This is a genomic window from Pseudomonas sp. 2VD, from assembly GCF_005503585.1.
In the GTDB taxonomy this organism is placed as follows: domain Bacteria; phylum Pseudomonadota; class Gammaproteobacteria; order Pseudomonadales; family Pseudomonadaceae; genus Pseudomonas; species Pseudomonas aeruginosa.
Window position 1 is genome coordinate 1 of record NZ_SCND01000025.1, and the last position, 16139, is coordinate 16139.

Genomic DNA, 16139 nt, shown 5'->3' on the forward strand with positions numbered 1-16139 from the left:
GAACAAGTACGACACCCTCGGCCTGGAAGCGGCCTACCTGGCCGCCGGGCAGTCGCGCCGGGTCGAGGAGATCCGCCAGGCGCTGGGCCTGTACCGCAACCTGGTGCTGCGCGATTTCGACGAGGAACAGGGCATCCAGCTCACCGCGCTGGTCACCCTGCTGAACGCCGACGGCAGCCGGCGAACAGTGTTCCTCGGCCCTGAGGCGGCCGGGCTGAAGATCGATTGCGAAGGTCGCGAGGTGTTGGTCATCACGCCTCGCTCGCCACTGGGCCAGAGCCTGATCGGCAGGCACCCGGGCGACGAGACCGGGGCGAAGGACTCCCTCTTTGCGGTGGAAATCCTCGCCGTCGACTGAGGCTACTGCTGCGGCGCACCGCAGGCGCCGCAGAACTTCGCGCCCGCCGCAAGATCGGCGTTGCAGGCGATACAGCGCAGCGGCGCCAGGGCGCCGCCGCAGCCCTGGCAGAATCGTGCCGTCGCCGCATTCGCGGTGCGGCAGGCGGGACAGGCCATTCCCGCCGCGACTGGCGCCGGCGGATAGCCGCCCTGACCGCGGTGATGACCGCCGCCGTGATGACCACCGCCCTGTCCATGATGACGCCCACCCATCAACAACCGTTCGAAGAACCCCATGGCACAACCCTCTCGTCTGGATCTGACGGCTTCCAGTGAAAAGGCTGTAGCCACTACAGGGTCAATGGCGCGGAAACATCGGGAAACTCAAGTCCACTTCACCACAGCGGCAACGCGTAGCTGACGATCAGCCGGGTCTCGTCGATGTCGTTGCCGAAATCGCTGCGGAAGGTGCCGTTGCGCAACTTGATCCCCAGGTTCTTCAGCGGCCCCGATTGCACCAGGTAGGCGATATCGGTGTCCCGCTCCCATTCCTTGCCGCGCCCACCGCCGTCCAGAAGGTCGATGTGTTCGCCACGCAGGTAGCGGCTCATGAATGTCAGGCCGGGCAGGCCGATGGCGGCGAAGTCGTAGTCGTAGCGCAACTGCCAGGAGCGCTCGTCCTTGTTGGCGAAATCGCCGATCTGCACGAAGTTGACCAGATACGGATCGGTCCCGCCCAGGTAGGCAAAGCCGCTATCGCCGGACATGCGCTGGTAGCCGAGGCCGAAGGCGTGGCCGCCCAGGCGATAGGTGAACAGCGCATTCAGCGCGCGATTGTCGACGCGGCTGCCGCCCTCGTCGGTGGAACGCGCCCAGCGGATGTCGGACTTCAGCGACTGGTCATCGGCGAGCGGCAAGAGGTGCTGCACGCCGAGATAATGCTGGCGGTAGAAATCCTCCAGGTTGGCGTAGTGGTAGCTGCTGCTCAGGCGCTCGCTCCAGCGGTAGGTACCGCCGGCGAAGTCGAAGCGGTCGCTGCCGGGGTGCCGGCCCGCCAGTACGTTGCGCTTGTTGCCGCGGGTGATGCCGAGGTCTTCGGCGTTGGTCGAGTCGCGCTGCTTGACCTGGCGCAACTGGCCGAACTGCAGCGCCAGCCCGTCGATCTCGTTCACTTCCAGCAGTCCGCCCTGGAAGGTTTGCGGGTGCAGGCGCGTGTCGTTGAACTGCACCACCGGCAGCCTGGGCATCAGGGTGCCGATCTTCAGGGTACTGTGCGAGACCCGTAGCTTGGCGGTCAGGCCCAGGCTGGAATAGTCGTGGGCGGCGCGCCGGTCGCTCGTCGAATACGGCAACAGACCGCTACCGGATCGCTCTGGCGAGGAGTCCAGCCTGACGCCCAGCAGGCCCAGCGCATCGACACCCAGGCCGAAGAGCCCCTCGGTGTAGCCGGACTCGTAGCGCAACAGGAAACCCTGCGCCCACTCCTCCGAATAGGACTGGCTGGCGCCGGGCTGGCGATAGTCGCGATTGAAATAGAAATTGCGCAGTTCGAGGCCGGCCTTGCCGTCGGCGAAAAACTCCGCCTGGGCGAACGACGGCAGCAACGCCAGCCCCGCGGCCAGCATCGGAACGGGAAGAATTTTCATTGTTGTTGTCTCTTCGTCGTCAGTGGATAGACACGGCGCCGCGGCCACTCCCTGCCGCGACCGCCGTGGCGGAGCGGATCAGACCCCGGCGAGCATGCCCTCCAGGCGTTGACGCACCAGTTGGCGCGCCTGCTCGACGATGTCCCTGAGCAACTCGGCGCAGGCCGGTTCGTCGTCGATCAGGCCCTGGACCATGCCGGCCGACCAGATCCCCAGGTCGGTATCGCCCTGCTGGTACACCTGGCGACCGCGCTGGCCGCTGACCAGCGCGGCGATATCGGCGTAGCCGGCGCCGCCGCGTGCCTCGATCGCCAGTACTTCCTGGCTGATCGCGTTGCGCGCCACCCGCGCGGTATTGCGCAGGGAACGCATGATCAGGTCGGTGGAACGCTCGTCGGCCGCACGGATCGCCGCCTTCACCGCAGGGTGTATCGGACATTCGCGAGTGGCCAGGAAGCGCGTGCCCATGTTGATCGCGTCGGCACCCAGCGCCAGCGCCGCGACCAGGCCACGTCCATCGGCGAAACCGCCGGAGGCGATGATCGGCACGCGTAGCCGGTTGGCCGCGGCCGGCAGCAACACCAGGCCGGGGATGTCGTCCTCGCCCGGGTGGCCGGCACACTCGAAGCCGTCGATGGATACGGCGTCCACACCCAGTCGCTCGGCCTTGAGCGCATGGCGCACGGCGGTGCACTTGTGGATCACCTTGACGCCGTGTCGACGGAATTCGGCGATGTGCTCGCCGGGGTCGTTGCCGGCGGTTTCGACGACGCGGATTCCCGCCTCGATGATGGCTGCGCGATATTCGGCATAGGGCACCGGCTTCTGCGTCGGCAGCAAGGTCAGGTTGACCCCGAACGGCCGATCGGTCAGCTCGCGGCAGCGGGCAATCTCCGCAGCCAGTGCCTCCGGGCTCGGCTGGGTCAACGCCGACAGCGTCGCCAGGCCACCGGCGTTGGCCACCGCCGCAGCCATCTCGGCACGGCCGACCCACTGCATGCCGCCCTGCATGATCGGGTGTTCGACGCCGAAGGTCTCGGTGAAACGGGTCCTGAACACGCCCATGGATTGCCTCCTCGGTCAGATCGGGTCCCAGGAGAACACGCCCGGGCTGCGCGCCAGATCCATGAAGCTGCCGCGCAACGCCGGCATGCCGTGCTCGGCGATGCTCTCCGGGGTCCAGCCGCGCTCGCTATGCACACTGCGCAGCGGCCGGCTCTGGCTCATCAGGAAGAGTTCGTGGTGACGCGCGGCGAACACCTGGCCGGTGACCTCGCGGGCGGCGTCGGACGCCAGGTAGACGGCCAGCGGCGCGTTCTTCTCGGGGGTCATGCGCTGCAGCTTGTCGACGCGGGCCTTCTGCTCCGGGGTTTCGGCCGGAATCGAGTCGGTCATCCGGCTCCAGGCGAACGGCGCGATGCAATTCGAACGCACGTTGTAGCGCTGCATGTCGAGGGCGATGGATTTGCTCAAGGCGACGATGCCCAGCTTGGCCGCGGAATAATTGGCCTGGCCGAAGTTGCCGATCAGCCCGGAAGTGCTGGTCATGTGTACGAAGGCGCCGGCCTGCTGGGTACGGAAGCGTTCGGCGGCGGCCCGGCTGACGAAGAAGCTGCCGTTGAGATGGACATTGATCACCGACAGCCAGTCGTCGGCGCTCATCTTGTGGAAGATCACATCGCGCAGGATGCCAGCGTTGTTCACCACGATATCCAGACGCCCGAAACCGTCCATGGCGCATTCGACGATACGCCGCGCGCTGTCCCAGTCGGCGACGCTGTCGGTGTTGATCAGACCTTCGCCGCCTCGCTGGCGGATCAGGCCAAGGGTCTCTTCGGCCGGCGAGGCCGACCCGCCCTCGCCCTGTAGCGATACGCCGATATCGTTGATCACCACCCGTGCCCCGGAATCGGCCAGGGCCAGGGCGATCTCGCGGCCGATGCCGCCGCCCGCGCCGGTAACGATCGCGACCTTGCCTTCATTGAGTCTGCTGCTCATGGGTAATCCTCTTCGTCCCGTGGATGTCGTTCGGTTGCGCTCAGCCCGGCAGGCCGAGGACGCTCTTGGCCAGGATGTTGCGCTGGATTTCGTTGCTGCCGCCGTAGATGGTGGTCGGCCGCGACTGGATGAAGATCCCCGCCGGATGCAGCTCGGGGTCTTCGGCGAAGGGCTGTAGCAGGGCCGAGTCCTCCCCGGCGACCTCCAGGCCCAACTCGCTGATGCGCTGGAACAGTTCGGACTGGAAGATCTTCAGCATGGATACCTCCGGGCCGAGGCTCTCCCCACGCCGCAGGCGTTCGGCGAAACGCTCGTAGAGCGCCTTGTGGCTGTCCAGGTCCATGCTCAGCGCGGCGAAGCGGCGCGCGAACAGAGGGTCGTGCCACAGTCCCAGGTGCCGGGCCAGGCGCTCCAGGCGCTGGAGAGCGAAGGTGGACTGCTTGGGCGAACCGAGGAAGATCCGCTCGAAACCGAGCAGCGCCTTGGCCATGCTCCAACCCTGGTTGATTTCGCCGACCAGGCTGTCGTAGGGCACCCGCACGTCGTTGAAAAACACTTCGCAGAACTCGCCGTGCAGCTCCAGGTTGAGGATCGGCCGCACCTCGATGCCCGGGCTGTCCATCGGCACCAGCAGGAAGCTGATGCCGTGCTGCGCCTTGGCGCTGCGCTCGGTGCGGACCAGCAGGAAGATCCAGTTGGCCTCCGAGCCCATGGTGGTCCAGGTCTTCTGTCCGTTGATCACCCACTCGCCGTTTTCCAGGCGCGCCTCGGTGCGCAGGCTGGCCAGGTCGGAGCCGGCGTTGGGCTCGCTGTAGCCCTGGCACCAGATGTCTTCGCCGCTGAGAATGCGCGGCAGGAAGCGCGCCCGTTGCGCCTCGTCGCCATAGCGGATCAACAATGGGCCGAGCATGGTCACGCCGCTGTCGGGCAGGCGCGCGCAGCCGTACTCCTCCATTTCCTCCATCATGATCAGTTGCTTGCCGGCGCTCAGCCCCATGCCGCCGTACTCCCTGGGCCAGCCGGGACACAGCCAGCCCTGGCGCGACAACAGCAGGTACCACTCGCGGGTTTCCTCGCGCCCCAGGCGACGGGGCGGATTGCGGATGCGCTGCGGATAGTTGGCGGCGATCCACTCACGGACCATCAGGCGAAAGGCGTTGTCATCGAGACTGTCGTAGTCGGTCATCTCAGTTTCCTCTGAATACGGGGGGACGCTTGGCGAGAAAGGCCGCCTTGCCCTCGGCGTGGTCGGCGCTGAGAAACAACTGGCTCTGCAACTCGCCCTCCCGCTCCAGCAATAGGTCAAGGCCCTCGGCGAGCAACGCCTTGGTCATCGCCAGGGGCAACGGCGCCTGCTGCTCCACCCGCCCGGCCAGTTCCAGCGCCATCGCCAAGGTGCCGCCAGCGGCGCAGAGGCGGTCGGCCAGGCCGATGCGCAGTGCCTCCTCGGCCTCTACCACCTGGCCGAACATCAGGATCTGCCGTGCCCGCCCCCAACCGATGCGCGCCGGCAAGGTATGCAACTGGCCAAGGTCGGCGAGCAGCCCGACCTTGCCGAAGCCGGCGGCGAAGCGGGCGCCGGCGCCGCAAACGATGCTGTCGCAGGCCAGCGCCACGGACAGCCCGGCTCCCACCGCCCAGCCCTCGACCGCGGCGATCAGCGGCTTGCCCATGCGCACCATCTGCCGCACCAGCCGCGCGTTGTCCTGCATTCGCGCCCTGCCGGCGGCCAACTCGGTCACCCGCATGTCGCCCAGGTCGCCGCCGGCGCAGAACACCTCTTCGCCACCGGTCAGCAGCACGCTGCGGATCGATGGGTCGCATTCGGCCGCCTCCAGGGCCCGCAGCAATTCCATGCGCAGCGCCGGCGACAGTGCGTTGCGCCGGGCCGGGTTGTCGAAGCGCAGCAGGCGCACCGTGCCGCGCGTTTCCTGCAACAAACCGCTCATCAGGCCACCTCCCGCTGTAGCAGCGCGGCGTAGCGCGCCTTGTGGAACGCCAGCGAGCCGTGGGCATTGAGCAGTACCATGGCGCGGCGCAGGAACAGGCCGATGTCCGCCTCGTCGGTGTAGCCGATGCCGCCGTGCAACTGGATGGCCTGGCGGGTCACCAGCAGAGCCGCTTCCGAGGCCCGTACCCGTGCGCTGGAAACCTGCCGCTGGCGCTCGCTTTCCGACGCCCCGGCATCGATCGCGGCGGCGGCCTGCTCGACCATGGCGCGCGACAGTTCGATCTGGATCCTCAGATCGACCATGCGGTGCTGCAGCGCCTGGAAACTGCCGATCTCGCGGCCGAACTGGCGACGTACCTTGAGGTACTCCAGGGTTCGCTCGAAGGCGCCATCCATCAGTCCGACCAGATAGGCCGCGCAGGCCAGCGCTGCCTCGTCCAGAACCTGTTCCGCCACCTCGCCGGACAACCACCGTGCCGGCGCATCGCGGAAACGCAGGCGCGCCAGGTGAGCGCCATCCTGGGTCGCCTCGCAGAGCAGTTCCACGCCATCGGCATCGCGCTCGACCAGCGCCAGGCCCTGCTCGCAGGCCACCAGCCAGGCATCGGCGGCGCCAGCCAGATGTACGTGAGCGACTTCGCCGTGCAGCCGCCCTTCCTGCATACGAGGGCGCCGCCGCCCATCGCGGTAGGCGATGCCCGCCGGCAGGACCAGCCGCTCAGCGGCCAGCAACGCAACGCGCTCGTCTTCCGGCAGCAACGGCGCCACCAGCCCGGCCTCGATCAGCGGCTCGGGCAGCAGGCCGCGCCCCAGCGCCTCCAGCAACGCCGCGTATTCGCTCATGCCCAGGCCGCTGCCGCCCAACGCTTCATCCAGGCGCAGCGCCGGCCAGCCCATGGCGCAGACCTCGCGCCAGGCCTGGCGGTCCACCCCGCTACCGGTGAAACGACCGCGGCGCACGCGGCTCAGGTCGCCGTCGCGCGGCACCAGCGAAGCCGCGCTGTCGCGGATCATCCGCAGACGCTGCTCGCGCTCGCCGGCCCACTCGTCTTGCTCACTCATCTGTTCGCCCTCCTGTCGATACGCCGACCGCCCGTCCGTCATCTGCACGGGCGGCGCCGGCTTGTCCGCGCGGAGCGACCGCGCAGGCCGTGGTCCGGACGCGCGACGGATGGCTCCGCTGCCGCGCCGCCGGAACTCCGCTACGGCTTAGCCGCGCGGTACCTGAAGCTGCCCGAGGCCATGGCGATGACCTCGCCGTCCTCGTTGCAGATTTCCGCCGTGCAGAAGCAGATCGTGCGGGTCCGTCGCACCACCCTGCCAACCGCACGAAGCTCGCCGCGGGCGCTACCCATGAAGTGGGTAGCCATGTCGATGGTCACCATCGAGCAGTCCGGCAGGCAGGCACGGATCGCCTGGGCCATGGCGGCGTCCAGCACCGACATCAACACCCCGCCGTGGAACTGTTGCAGGTAGTTCATCAGTTCCGGGCGATGCCCCAAGCGCACCCGCGCCATCCCGTCGGCATCGGTCCAGCGCTCGAGGCCGATGAACTCCTGGAAGCTGGCGGGCCGCTGCTCCGCCGCTGGCTGTCGTGGAAAAGAACTCATGGATGTGCACTCCTTCCGCAGGATCAGGCCTTGGCCGCGCGCCGCTCGGCGGTATCCACGGCACTGCCCGGCGCTTGCCGTCGGGAAGCGCTCTCGGCATCGCGGGACTCGCGGTTCGGGTCGTAGAGCCGGTCCGCAATGAACAGCGCCGGGATCAGCCCGGTGAGCACGTAGGTGATGCCCATCACCAGGAAACCCGCGCCGATCGACACGTGGGTGGCCAGCAGGCCGATGCCGGCGGGCGCCACCGCCGCGCCGATACGCCCCAGGTTGTAGGCGGTGCCCACCGCCGAGCCGCGGACGCGGGTGGAGAAGCTCTCGGTCATGTAGGTGGCCAGCACCCCGACCGGAACGCCGTAGATGAAGCCGAAGGTGATGAGGATCCAGAGGATGTTGGAGGGCGAGTGGTAGAACACGATCAACGGCATGAAGGCGGCGCTGCCGATGGCCCCGGCGGCGAAGGTCAGGCGCCGACCGAAGAGATCGGCGCAGACACCGGCGGCGACCTTGCCGAGGATCATCGCACTGTAGGTGCCGACCATGTAGCCGGTCATCGACTTGAAGTTCATCCCCAACTCGCTCTCCAGGTAGGACGGCATCCAGTTGTTGGTGCCGTAGTAGCCGAACAGCAGGAAGCAGGAGGTGAGGCTCCAGAGCAGGAACATGCCGCGCGTTTCCGGATCGCCCAACATCCGTCCCAGCGGGCCGGCACCGCCAGCCTCGGCGTGGCTCTGCGGAGCCGCGCCGGGACGCTGGCGCCCGGCCTGGGCCGCGAGCCAGGACGGCGACTCCGGCACCCAAGGCCGCAGGGCCAGGCAGACCAGCGCCGGCGCCACGGCGGTGAAGAACAAGGTGCGCCAGCCGAACTCGGGGATGATCTGCCCCGCCAGCAGGGTCGCCACCAGGTAGCCCACGGTCCAGCCGGCCTGCATGGCGGCGAGGATGGTGGTGCGGTACCTGGTTCCGACGCACTCGGACATCAGGATGTTGCAGGCGACGAACAGCGAGCCGAGGCCGAGCGAGGCGACGAAGCGGATCAGCGCGAACTGCCAGTAGTTCTGGGTCAGCCCCAGCAACGCGGTACCGATGGAGAACAGCACGATGGTCCAGGTCACCACTCGGACCCGGCCGAAGCGGTCGCAGCACCAGCCGCCATAGATACCGCCGACGGCCATGCCGGCGAGAGTCAGGCTGCCGAGGGAGCCGGCTTCGAAGTTGCTCAGGCCGAATTCGGCCTTCAGGCTGTTGAGGCTGTAGGCCAGGAACATCAGGTCGACGCCGTCGGCGAGCAGGCCGAGGAAGCAGAAGACGAAGGCGATCAGCATGGTGCGCCGGGAGATGGCCGGCGCCGGGTTCGGGGAAAGCGCGGTTGCATTCATTATTCTTGTTCTCGCAAGCAGGATTTCGGTTGATCTTCACGGCAGCCCGACGGTCGTTCCCTCGCGCCGCCGCCCTTCGCTTCAGTCCGGCCGCTCTGGCGGCGGACCTACCCGGCCGTTGTCCAGCACCACCACATCGCGCTCGACGACGCGAGTGCGGAACGAGCCGTCGCTCCACATCTCGGTACGCAAGGTCTCGCCGGGAAACACCGGAGCCGAGAAACGCACCTGCAGATGTCCCAGTTGCTCCGCGCGGTAGTCGGCGAGCCCGCGCAACACCGCGTGGAATGCCACGCCGAGGGTGCACAGGCCATGCAGGATCGGCCGCGGGAAGCCGGCCCGCAGCGCTGCCGCGGGCTCCGCGTGGAGCGGGTTGTCGTCGCCGTTGAGGCGGTAGTACAGGGCCTGCTCCGGACGGGTCGGCAGGTCGAGTCGCAGGTCGGGCGTCCGTTCAGGCAAGCGATGCGGCATTTCCGGCACCTGCCGGGAACCACCGAAGCCGCCGTCGCCGCGAAGGAAGGTGGTGCTGCGGGCGACAGCCAGCACCTCGCCGCTGAGCGCGTCGCTGAGCACCTTCTCGCTGTAGAGCAGCGCGCCCTTGTCGGCGCCCTTGTCTACCAGACCGGTGACCCGGGTCCTACCGATCACCTCGCCTTCCGCCGGCAACGGCCGCCGCCACTCCAGGCGCTGCTCGCCGTGAACCAGGCGCAGCGCGTCCACGCCAGTCGCCGGATTGCCCAGCCAGAAGCCCGGATGACCGAGCACCAGGGCCATGCACGGCAATGCCTGGAGATCGTGGCACGGATCGACGTAGACCAGTTGGCGCTCGTCCAGCGGGTCGCCGCCCAGACCGAGGGTCAATGCATAGAAGGCGCTGTCGCGCCGGCTGTAGCGCTGGCGTACTTCGGGGATCGGGTAGTTCAGGAGCACCTCAGGATCGAGCGCCATCGGCCACCTCCTCGACTTCCAGCACCGCATCCACCGCCCAGGCGCCCTGGCCCTCCGGCAAGGCGATGACCGGGTTGAGGTCCACCGAGCGCAAGCGCTCTCCCGCCTCCCAGGCGAACCGCGAGAGATTCGACAGCAGCCGTGCCAGCGCCGCGACGTCGGCCCGCGGCCGGCCACGCGCGCCGAGCAGGAGCGGCGCGCCTCTGATGCTACGGATCATCGCCTCGGCTTCGTCGACCTCGAACGGGCAGCGGCGGAACACCACGTCCTGCAGCACCTCGACGAAGATCCCGCCCAGGCCGAACAGCGCCACCGGGCCGAACAGCGGATCGCGCTGGATCCCCATGAAGCACTCCACCCCACCCTGCAGCTGACGCGCCACCAGGACGCCATCGAGACGCGCCTGCGGCGCCTTCTCGGCGGCCCGGCGCAGGAGCAGTTGGAAACCGGCGCGTACCGCGTCCGCATCGCTTACGCCAAGCAGCACGCCGCCGATTTCCGACTTGTGCTGGATGTCCGCCGAGGCGAGCTTCAGCACCACCGGGTATCCGATGCCCTCGGCGAATGCAACCGCCTCTTCGGCACTGCCCAGCACCGCCTCGGCGGCGGACTCGATACCGGCGCGCGCCAGCAGGCGCTTGGCCTCGGCTTCGCCGGGCGTGGAGGCGGGCAACTGTAGCCCGCCGGCAGGCCGGCGCAGGCGCAACGGCCGGGCGAAGGCTTCGCCGAGCCGCCCCATGGCCTGGATCGCCACTACCGCCCGGGTGGGGTCTTCGAACAGTGCGAAGCCGGCCTCCTCGTAGGGTGCCAGCTCCTCCCCCTCGCCCATCACCGAGACCACGAACAGACGCTCGGGATGAGCCTCCTTGATCCGCCGGAACTGCTCGGCCAGACGCGCGCCGATGGAGGCGGCGGTGCCGGCCTGGGTGAAGAAGGCGAGCAGCGAACGGTAGCCACCGTCGACCACCATCGACTCGGTAAAGTCGCGCACCAGCGTCAGATCGTTCAGGGCCTGCGCGGTGCAGTCCACCGGGTTGATCGGCGACGCGAAGGACAGCCGTGCCTTCAGCCGCTCCTGGGCCATGTCCGGCATCGGCGGCATCGGCAGGCCGACCTCCTCGGCGGCATCGCTGACGATGATCCCGGCGCCGCCGCTGACGGTGATCATGCCGAGGCTGTTGCCCACCGGATAGATACGCCGGGTGGCGAGGTAGGCGATGTCCATCAGTTCCTCGGTGGTCCTGGCGCGGATCACCGCATAGTCGCCCAGCACGGCGTCCAGCACCTTGTCGTCGCCGGCCAGCGAAGCGGTGTGGGACAGCGCCGCGCGGCTACCCAGGGCGCTGCGCCCGACCTTGTGCAGGATCACCGGCTTGCCGGCGCGATGCGCGGCCTCCAGGGCGGCGAGGAAGCTGTCGACGTTGCGGATGGATTCGGCGTAGGCCATCACCACGTCGATCTCCGGCGACTCCACCAGCCAACCGATGCTGTCGCCCAGGGTGACGTCGGCCTCGTTACCGGTGGCCACGCAGATAGGGGTTCCCAGGCGCCGCTGGCGCGCCATGCCGAGCAGGTGCGCGCCGTAGGCACCGGACTGGGTGGCGATGCCTACCCGGCCGGGCAGCGGTACGCCACGTTCCAGGCTGGTGGAGAAGAACGCGTAATAACCCAGGTTACTGTTGAACGCGCCGAGCGCATTCGGACCGAGCAGGCGCATACCGTGCTCGCGGGCAGCGGCTACCACCGCATCCTGCATCGCCGCGCCGGCCTCGCCGACCTCGCTGAATCCGGAAGAGAACACGATGGCACTGCGCGCCCCCTGGCGGCCCAGCGCCCGGACGGTCTCCAGCACCTGAGGCGCAGGCACCGCGACAATGGCCACGTCCGGTGCCTGCGGCAGCTCCGCAACGCTGGCGAAGGCCGGCAGCCCCTGGATTTCAGCACGATTCGGATTGACCGGGAGGATTTGCCCGGCATAGCCATGGCGCAGCATGTAGGCGATGGGACGGCCACCGATGCGGGTCGGGTCGCTGGAAGCGCCGATCACCGCGACCGAGCGTGGTTCGATCAATGGAGTAAGACTGGCGAAACGGGGAGCGTCGATGAGCTGTTGCGAGTGGTTCGCTGACATGGGTTCACCTGATCCGTTTGTCTGTGGCCGGCACGACAACCTTCTCGCGGGCGAGCGCGCCCGCGGGACGCCGCCACGGCAGCGCCCGGAAGGCCTGTCGGCCAGGGGTCTAGAGCGTGTCGCCGGTGCCGAGCAACGCGGTTACCTGGCTGGACAGCGTGCCGCCGTTGCCGTGCAGCAACGCCACGTCGGCCTTGGCCAACTGCCGCTCGCCGGCCTGGCGGCGGAGCTGGGTCACCGCCTCGATGATCAGGAACATCCCGTACATCCCCGGATGCACGCAGGACAGCCCGCCACCGTTGGTGTTCACCGCCAGCTCGCCGCCGGGCGCGATGCGTCCGCCCTGGACGAATGGGCCGCCCTCGCCCTTGGCGCAGAAACCCAGGTCCTCGAGGAACAGCAGGGTGTTGATGGTAAAGGCGTCGTAGAGCATCACCAGGTCGATGTCGGCGTGCCGCACACCGGCCATCTGCATGGCTCGCGGAGCGCTTTCCGAGGCCGCCGTCACGGTGAGGTCGGGCATCGACACGATCGAGCGATGCCACTGCGCTCCGGCCGCGCCAAGGAAGTACACCGGCGCATTGGGCAAGTCGCGGGCGCGCTCGGCGCGCACTACCACGCAGGCGCCACCGCCGTCGGTGACCAGGCAGCAGTCGGCGGCACTCAGCGGGTCGCTGACCATCCGCGCGGCAAGGACGTCATCGACGCTCAACGGCCCGCGGGCGAACGCCTCGGGATTCAGGTTGGCCCATTGCCGGGCAGAGACCGCCACCTCGGCGAGCTGCTCGCGTGTGGTGCCGTACTGGTGCATGTGCCGGCTGGCCGCCAGGGCATAGGCGGTGATCGGGTGGCGCGGCTTGTAGGGCGTCTCGTGCCATTGTGGCTCGCTCATCGATACCAGGCGGCCGCCGGCGCTTCGCTGGTTGGAGCCGTAGCAGATCAGCGCAGCGTCGCAGAGACCGGCCTCCAGTGCCAAAGTGGCCTGCAGCAGGTGCAGCTCGAAACTGGAGCCGCCGATATTGGTGCCATCCACGAATTTCGGGCGGATGCCGAGGTATTCGGCGACCGACAAGGTGGGAAAGGCATGGGAGCTGGTGGCGGCGAAGATCGCGTCGATGTCGGAAAGCTTCAGGCCGGCATCGGCAATGGCCTTGAGCGACGCCTGGCCGAGCAGTTCGATGGCGCTGTAGCCCGGCGCCTCGCCGACGCCGGCGCTACCGATGCCGACGATGGCGGTCTTGCCACGGATGGCCGCGCTCATGGTCGTCCCTCCTGGTGGGGAACGAACACCACGACATTGGCACCGTCCTGCTCGACGATGCGCGCCTGCACACGGGTGCCGATCGGCAGGCTCTCGTGCCCGTCGATCCGCGACATCATGCGCACGCCCTCGTCCAGGTCGACCAGCGCGACATTGTGATTGCCGCCGCGGGAGCGATTGACAGTGATCGCGTAGAGCGTACCCAGGCCGCTGGCGGGAACCCACTCGAGATCAGTCTCGCCGCTACCCGGCACCAACTGGCGCGGGTAGAACACATGGCGACCGCTGGAACGGCTGCGCTGCAACATGAAACGGCCCTGGGCGAGAAACGCAAGGTACTGCGCCTCAGGTCCCGGAGTACTGCCATCGGGAAGATCTGCCACGAGGTTTCTCCTTTGTTCTTGTCGACCTTTGCTGCAAAGTGCATCGCGCTGGACGCCGAACCGGATACTGCTTCCGTCCCCGGTTGTACGTTCCGGAAGGCCAGAATATATTCACTATCGTGAATGTCAATCACAATACTGAATGAAAAGAGGAAAAATGACCAAGGACGCCACAACCAAAGGCACCAGCAGCAAAGATGTCGGCGCGGTAGTGAACGCCATTCAGATACTTCGCCACCTGGCCCACGCCGACGGACCGCAAGGCGTGGCCGCCATCGCTCGCGCCACCGGCATCAGCCCGAGCAGCGCCTTCAATATCCTGCGCACCCTGAGCAACGAACGGCTGACCTCCTTCGACGATGCGGGCAAGACCTACCAACTGGGCCTTGGCCTGTCGGAACTGGCCGTAGGATTCGTCGGACGCAGCTATGCCGACCTGATCCAGCCAGAGCTGGAGCGACTGAGCCTTGCCCACCACATCCTCATCGCCCTGTGGCAAGTCACCGACGATGCGCACATCCGCGTCATCGCCCTTGCCGCACCGCCCGTCGCCCACGTCAACGTCGCCGTCGGCACGCGCCTGCCGGAACTGGTCGGCGCCGCCGGGCGTTGCATTGCCGGCCTGCGCGAACTGCCGGAGGACGAACTGCGCCGCCGACTGACCCGCGTGCGCTGGGAAAATCCGCCGAGCTTCGAGCGCTACCAGGCCGAAGCGACCGAGGCCGTCGAGCGCGGCTGGGCTATCGACCAGGAACACCTCTACCGCGGCGTGAGCATGGTCGCCAGCGCCATCACCGACCGCGACGGACAACCGCGCTTCGCCATCTCCGCGATCGGCATCAGCGCCCAGCACCAGCCCGACGACCTGGAACGGATCGGCACCAGCCTGCGGGATACCGCGCGCTTCGTGAGCCGCGCGCTATTTCCCCAGGGCGAGGCACTGAAGGAGAAATCCTGAAATGGCATTCAACCCATTGAAAGATTAGCCGGCCAGCCGTCATCGACCCTCGACGCCGGTACCATCCTTCAACCCGAGGACCGGCAGATAACGGAGAAAGCGCCAGAATCGCTTCAGCGTCACCCGGTCCCACGCTCGCAGCGGCACCGAGCGGAACAACTGCCAGGCATATCGCCCATCCTGGACAACAGCCTTCTTCAGCGCCTTGTTCAGGATCAGTTGCCGGGCCCGGCGATAATTCGGGTGAGCCCGATAAGGCTCGATGGCTTGCATATCCGCCTCGTAATTGAGCTTGTACCTGCCGGACAGACCGCTTCCATGCCGGCGATAACGCCCCATGTAGGCCGGCAGTCGATGAATTTCATAGCCCTGCGCCGCGATCCTTAGGGTGATCTGGAAATCCTGCACGCGAATCGACGGGTCGAAGAAATCCGCCCGCTTCATCGCTTCCATGCGGTAGAGCGCCGTCAGCGGCATGACCACCAGGGTCTCGGCCAATGCTGCATCGAACCCCCAACGCTCCACACACCCCTCGCTGAAACCGTCTCGCGCCACTTCGTTACCAGCACTGTCGATACAGATATTGAAACCGCCCACGCACCCGACCTCGGGGTGCGCAAGCAAGTAGTCGACGCGCGTGTCGAGCGCTCCAGGCAGGAGAATGTCGTCCAGGTCGGGAGTCATCACGAACTCGCCCCGCGCATGACGCAAACCGTGATTGAGCGCGTCGCTCACCCCTCGGTTAGCCTGGCGGTAGAGCTGGAAACCGTGACGCTCGCGGAGCATGGCGAGACGCTCATAGGTGTCGTCCGTGGATCCGTCATCCACCACGATCAACTCGAGATTGGGATAGCCCTGCGCGTAGATGCTGGCAATCGCCTCGTGCAGATACTTCGAGATATTGAAACAGGCGCAAACGACGGAAACGAGCGGTCGCATTTCTTCCTCCCCAGCCCCGGCTCCGGGACTCGGCACAAACCGATAACCTGGCTGTCCGCTGGAAGGAAACCGTGCCATGCAGCTCGGCCACACATCCGCGGCGCCTTCAAGCGCCGGGATACTAAGAAGAACCGCCCCGACCATCGAAACCGGCAGGTCGCCCGACCCGGCGCTCGAAGGACAGAAAATCGGAAGCAATGGAGAAATGCGCGCTCAGCGCACCCACGAAACCCAGACAGAGCGGGACGACCACCCAGAGGAGAAGGAAGGACAGAACGAAGGAAGGGCCCGCAGCATTCCTAGGAGAACTGCACGACCTGGCCAATACCCGAAACCATGGCACGGCTTTCTCGCCCGCCCCGCAGAGGGGACGCCCGAACGCTCGCCAGAAAAGACAAAGCCCCTGGAACGCCAGGCATTCCAGGGGCTTTGCTCATATGTAATGGCGGAGAGATAGGGATTTGAACCCTAGGAGCCATTGCTGACTCAACGGATTTCGAATCCGTCCCGTTCGACCACTCCGGCATCTCTCCGTGCGGCGCGCATGATACCAGCTTGTACGAAGAACGCGAAGCTTTCTTGAAGATTTTTTCGCG

General features: G+C 67.2%; 16 protein-coding genes and 1 tRNA gene. 2 read left to right on the forward strand and 15 right to left on the reverse strand.

Translation table 11 applies throughout. The features are described from left to right. On the forward strand, positions 1-358 hold a 358-nt coding region (locus tag FFS27_RS04820; protein WP_137951943.1), incomplete at its 5' end, for a transcription elongation factor GreAB. 2 nt (positions 359-360) lie between these two features. Here the strand turns inward: FFS27_RS04820 and FFS27_RS33175 are convergent. The 13 genes from FFS27_RS33175 to FFS27_RS04885 form a co-directional block, all read right to left on the reverse strand. Then, positions 361-636 (reverse strand): zinc ribbon domain-containing protein, encoded by a 276-nt coding sequence (locus tag FFS27_RS33175; RefSeq protein WP_023088486.1) that lies wholly within the window; start codon positions 634-636, stop codon positions 361-363. Positions 637-734: 98 nt separating this feature from the next. Next, the gene (locus FFS27_RS04830; protein ID WP_003134037.1) at positions 735-1985 is read right to left on the reverse strand and encodes an OprD family porin; all 1251 of its coding nucleotides are present in this window, start codon (positions 1983-1985) and stop codon (positions 735-737) included. A gap of 78 nt (positions 1986-2063) precedes the next feature. Then, positions 2064-3050, reverse strand: coding sequence for an NADH:ubiquinone reductase (locus tag FFS27_RS04835; protein WP_003086306.1), 987 nt, complete (start codon positions 3048-3050; stop codon positions 2064-2066). Positions 3051-3065: 15 nt separating this feature from the next. After that, entirely contained in the window at positions 3066-3983 is a 918-nt protein-coding gene (locus FFS27_RS04840) for an SDR family NAD(P)-dependent oxidoreductase (RefSeq protein ID WP_023101447.1), read from the reverse strand. A 40-nt stretch (positions 3984-4023) separates the two neighbouring features. Next, positions 4024-5169 carry an acyl-CoA dehydrogenase family protein gene (locus tag FFS27_RS04845; RefSeq protein WP_003086301.1) on the reverse strand — a complete coding sequence of 382 codons (1146 nt, stop codon included), beginning with the start codon at positions 5167-5169 and terminating at the stop codon, positions 4024-4026. A gap of 1 nt (position 5170) precedes the next feature. Continuing rightward, complete coding sequence (locus FFS27_RS04850) at positions 5171-5932, reverse strand: enoyl-CoA hydratase/isomerase family protein (protein ID WP_023101448.1); 762 nt, start codon at positions 5930-5932, stop codon at positions 5171-5173. Then, positions 5932-6996: an acyl-CoA dehydrogenase family protein gene (locus FFS27_RS04855; protein WP_003086296.1), complete on the reverse strand. Its 1065-nt coding sequence runs from the start codon at positions 6994-6996 to the stop codon at positions 5932-5934. The genes FFS27_RS04850 and FFS27_RS04855 overlap by 1 nt, the downstream gene beginning before the upstream one ends. A 140-nt stretch (positions 6997-7136) precedes the next feature. Further along, positions 7137-7544, reverse strand: a complete 408-nt coding sequence (locus FFS27_RS04860) for a PaaI family thioesterase (RefSeq protein ID WP_003108633.1) — start codon at positions 7542-7544, stop codon at positions 7137-7139. Positions 7545-7567: 23 nt separating this feature from the next. Further along, entirely contained in the window at positions 7568-8923 is a 1356-nt protein-coding gene (locus FFS27_RS04865) for an MFS transporter (protein ID WP_003112539.1), read from the reverse strand. 81 nt (positions 8924-9004) lie between these two features. Beyond that, positions 9005-9871, reverse strand: a complete 867-nt coding sequence (locus tag FFS27_RS04870; protein WP_021264410.1) for a MaoC/PaaZ C-terminal domain-containing protein — start codon at positions 9869-9871, stop codon at positions 9005-9007. Next, positions 9855-12002: an acetate--CoA ligase family protein gene (locus tag FFS27_RS04875; RefSeq protein WP_003086285.1), complete on the reverse strand. Its 2148-nt coding sequence runs from the start codon at positions 12000-12002 to the stop codon at positions 9855-9857. The genes FFS27_RS04870 and FFS27_RS04875 overlap by 17 nt, the downstream gene beginning before the upstream one ends. Positions 12003-12111: 109 nt before the next feature. Beyond that, positions 12112-13263, reverse strand: coding sequence for a thiolase (locus FFS27_RS04880; protein WP_021264409.1), 1152 nt, complete (start codon positions 13261-13263; stop codon positions 12112-12114). Further along, on the reverse strand, positions 13260-13646 hold the full coding sequence (locus FFS27_RS04885; protein WP_011666727.1) for a Zn-ribbon domain-containing OB-fold protein: 387 nt from the start codon (positions 13644-13646) through the stop codon (positions 13260-13262). The genes FFS27_RS04880 and FFS27_RS04885 overlap by 4 nt, the downstream gene beginning before the upstream one ends. 157 nt (positions 13647-13803) lie before the next feature. Between FFS27_RS04885 and FFS27_RS04890 the strand changes: the two genes are divergently transcribed. Beyond that, positions 13804-14604: an IclR family transcriptional regulator gene (locus tag FFS27_RS04890; RefSeq protein WP_003112543.1), complete on the forward strand. Its 801-nt coding sequence runs from the start codon at positions 13804-13806 to the stop codon at positions 14602-14604. A gap of 39 nt (positions 14605-14643) precedes the next feature. On the opposite strand, the gene wapB is transcribed toward FFS27_RS04890, so the two are convergent. Together wapB and FFS27_RS04900 are read right to left on the reverse strand one after the other, a co-directional pair. After that, complete coding sequence (gene wapB / locus FFS27_RS04895; protein ID WP_021264408.1) at positions 14644-15636, reverse strand: 1,2-glucosyltransferase WapB; 993 nt, start codon at positions 15634-15636, stop codon at positions 14644-14646. A 350-nt stretch (positions 15637-15986) separates the two neighbouring features. Then, positions 15987-16076 (reverse strand) — tRNA-Ser (locus FFS27_RS04900). Between the last annotated feature and the right edge of the window lie 63 nt (positions 16077-16139).

Coding starts and splice junctions, on each gene's coding strand:
- FFS27_RS33175 (WP_023088486.1), bottom strand. CDS start 636: ATGGGGTTCTTCGAACGGTTGTTGATGGGTGGGCGTCATCATGGACAG.
- FFS27_RS04855 (WP_003086296.1), bottom strand. CDS start 6,996: ATGAGTGAGCAAGACGAGTGGGCCGGCGAGCGCGAGCAGCGTCTGCGG.
- FFS27_RS04830 (WP_003134037.1), bottom strand. CDS start 1,985: ATGAAAATTCTTCCCGTTCCGATGCTGGCCGCGGGGCTGGCGTTGCTG.
- FFS27_RS04865 (WP_003112539.1), bottom strand. CDS start 8,923: ATGAATGCAACCGCGCTTTCCCCGAACCCGGCGCCGGCCATCTCCCGG.
- FFS27_RS04840 (WP_023101447.1), bottom strand. CDS start 3,983: ATGAGCAGCAGACTCAATGAAGGCAAGGTCGCGATCGTTACCGGCGCG.
- FFS27_RS04880 (WP_021264409.1), bottom strand. CDS start 13,263: ATGAGCGCGGCCATCCGTGGCAAGACCGCCATCGTCGGCATCGGTAGC.
- FFS27_RS04870 (WP_021264410.1), bottom strand. CDS start 9,871: ATGGCGCTCGATCCTGAGGTGCTCCTGAACTACCCGATCCCCGAAGTA.
- FFS27_RS04860 (WP_003108633.1), bottom strand. CDS start 7,544: ATGAGTTCTTTTCCACGACAGCCAGCGGCGGAGCAGCGGCCCGCCAGC.
- FFS27_RS04875 (WP_003086285.1), bottom strand. CDS start 12,002: ATGTCAGCGAACCACTCGCAACAGCTCATCGACGCTCCCCGTTTCGCC.
- FFS27_RS04890 (WP_003112543.1), top strand. CDS start 13,804: ATGACCAAGGACGCCACAACCAAAGGCACCAGCAGCAAAGATGTCGGC.
- FFS27_RS04845 (WP_003086301.1), bottom strand. CDS start 5,169: ATGACCGACTACGACAGTCTCGATGACAACGCCTTTCGCCTGATGGTC.
- FFS27_RS04835 (WP_003086306.1), bottom strand. CDS start 3,050: ATGGGCGTGTTCAGGACCCGTTTCACCGAGACCTTCGGCGTCGAACAC.
- FFS27_RS04850 (WP_023101448.1), bottom strand. CDS start 5,932: ATGAGCGGTTTGTTGCAGGAAACGCGCGGCACGGTGCGCCTGCTGCGC.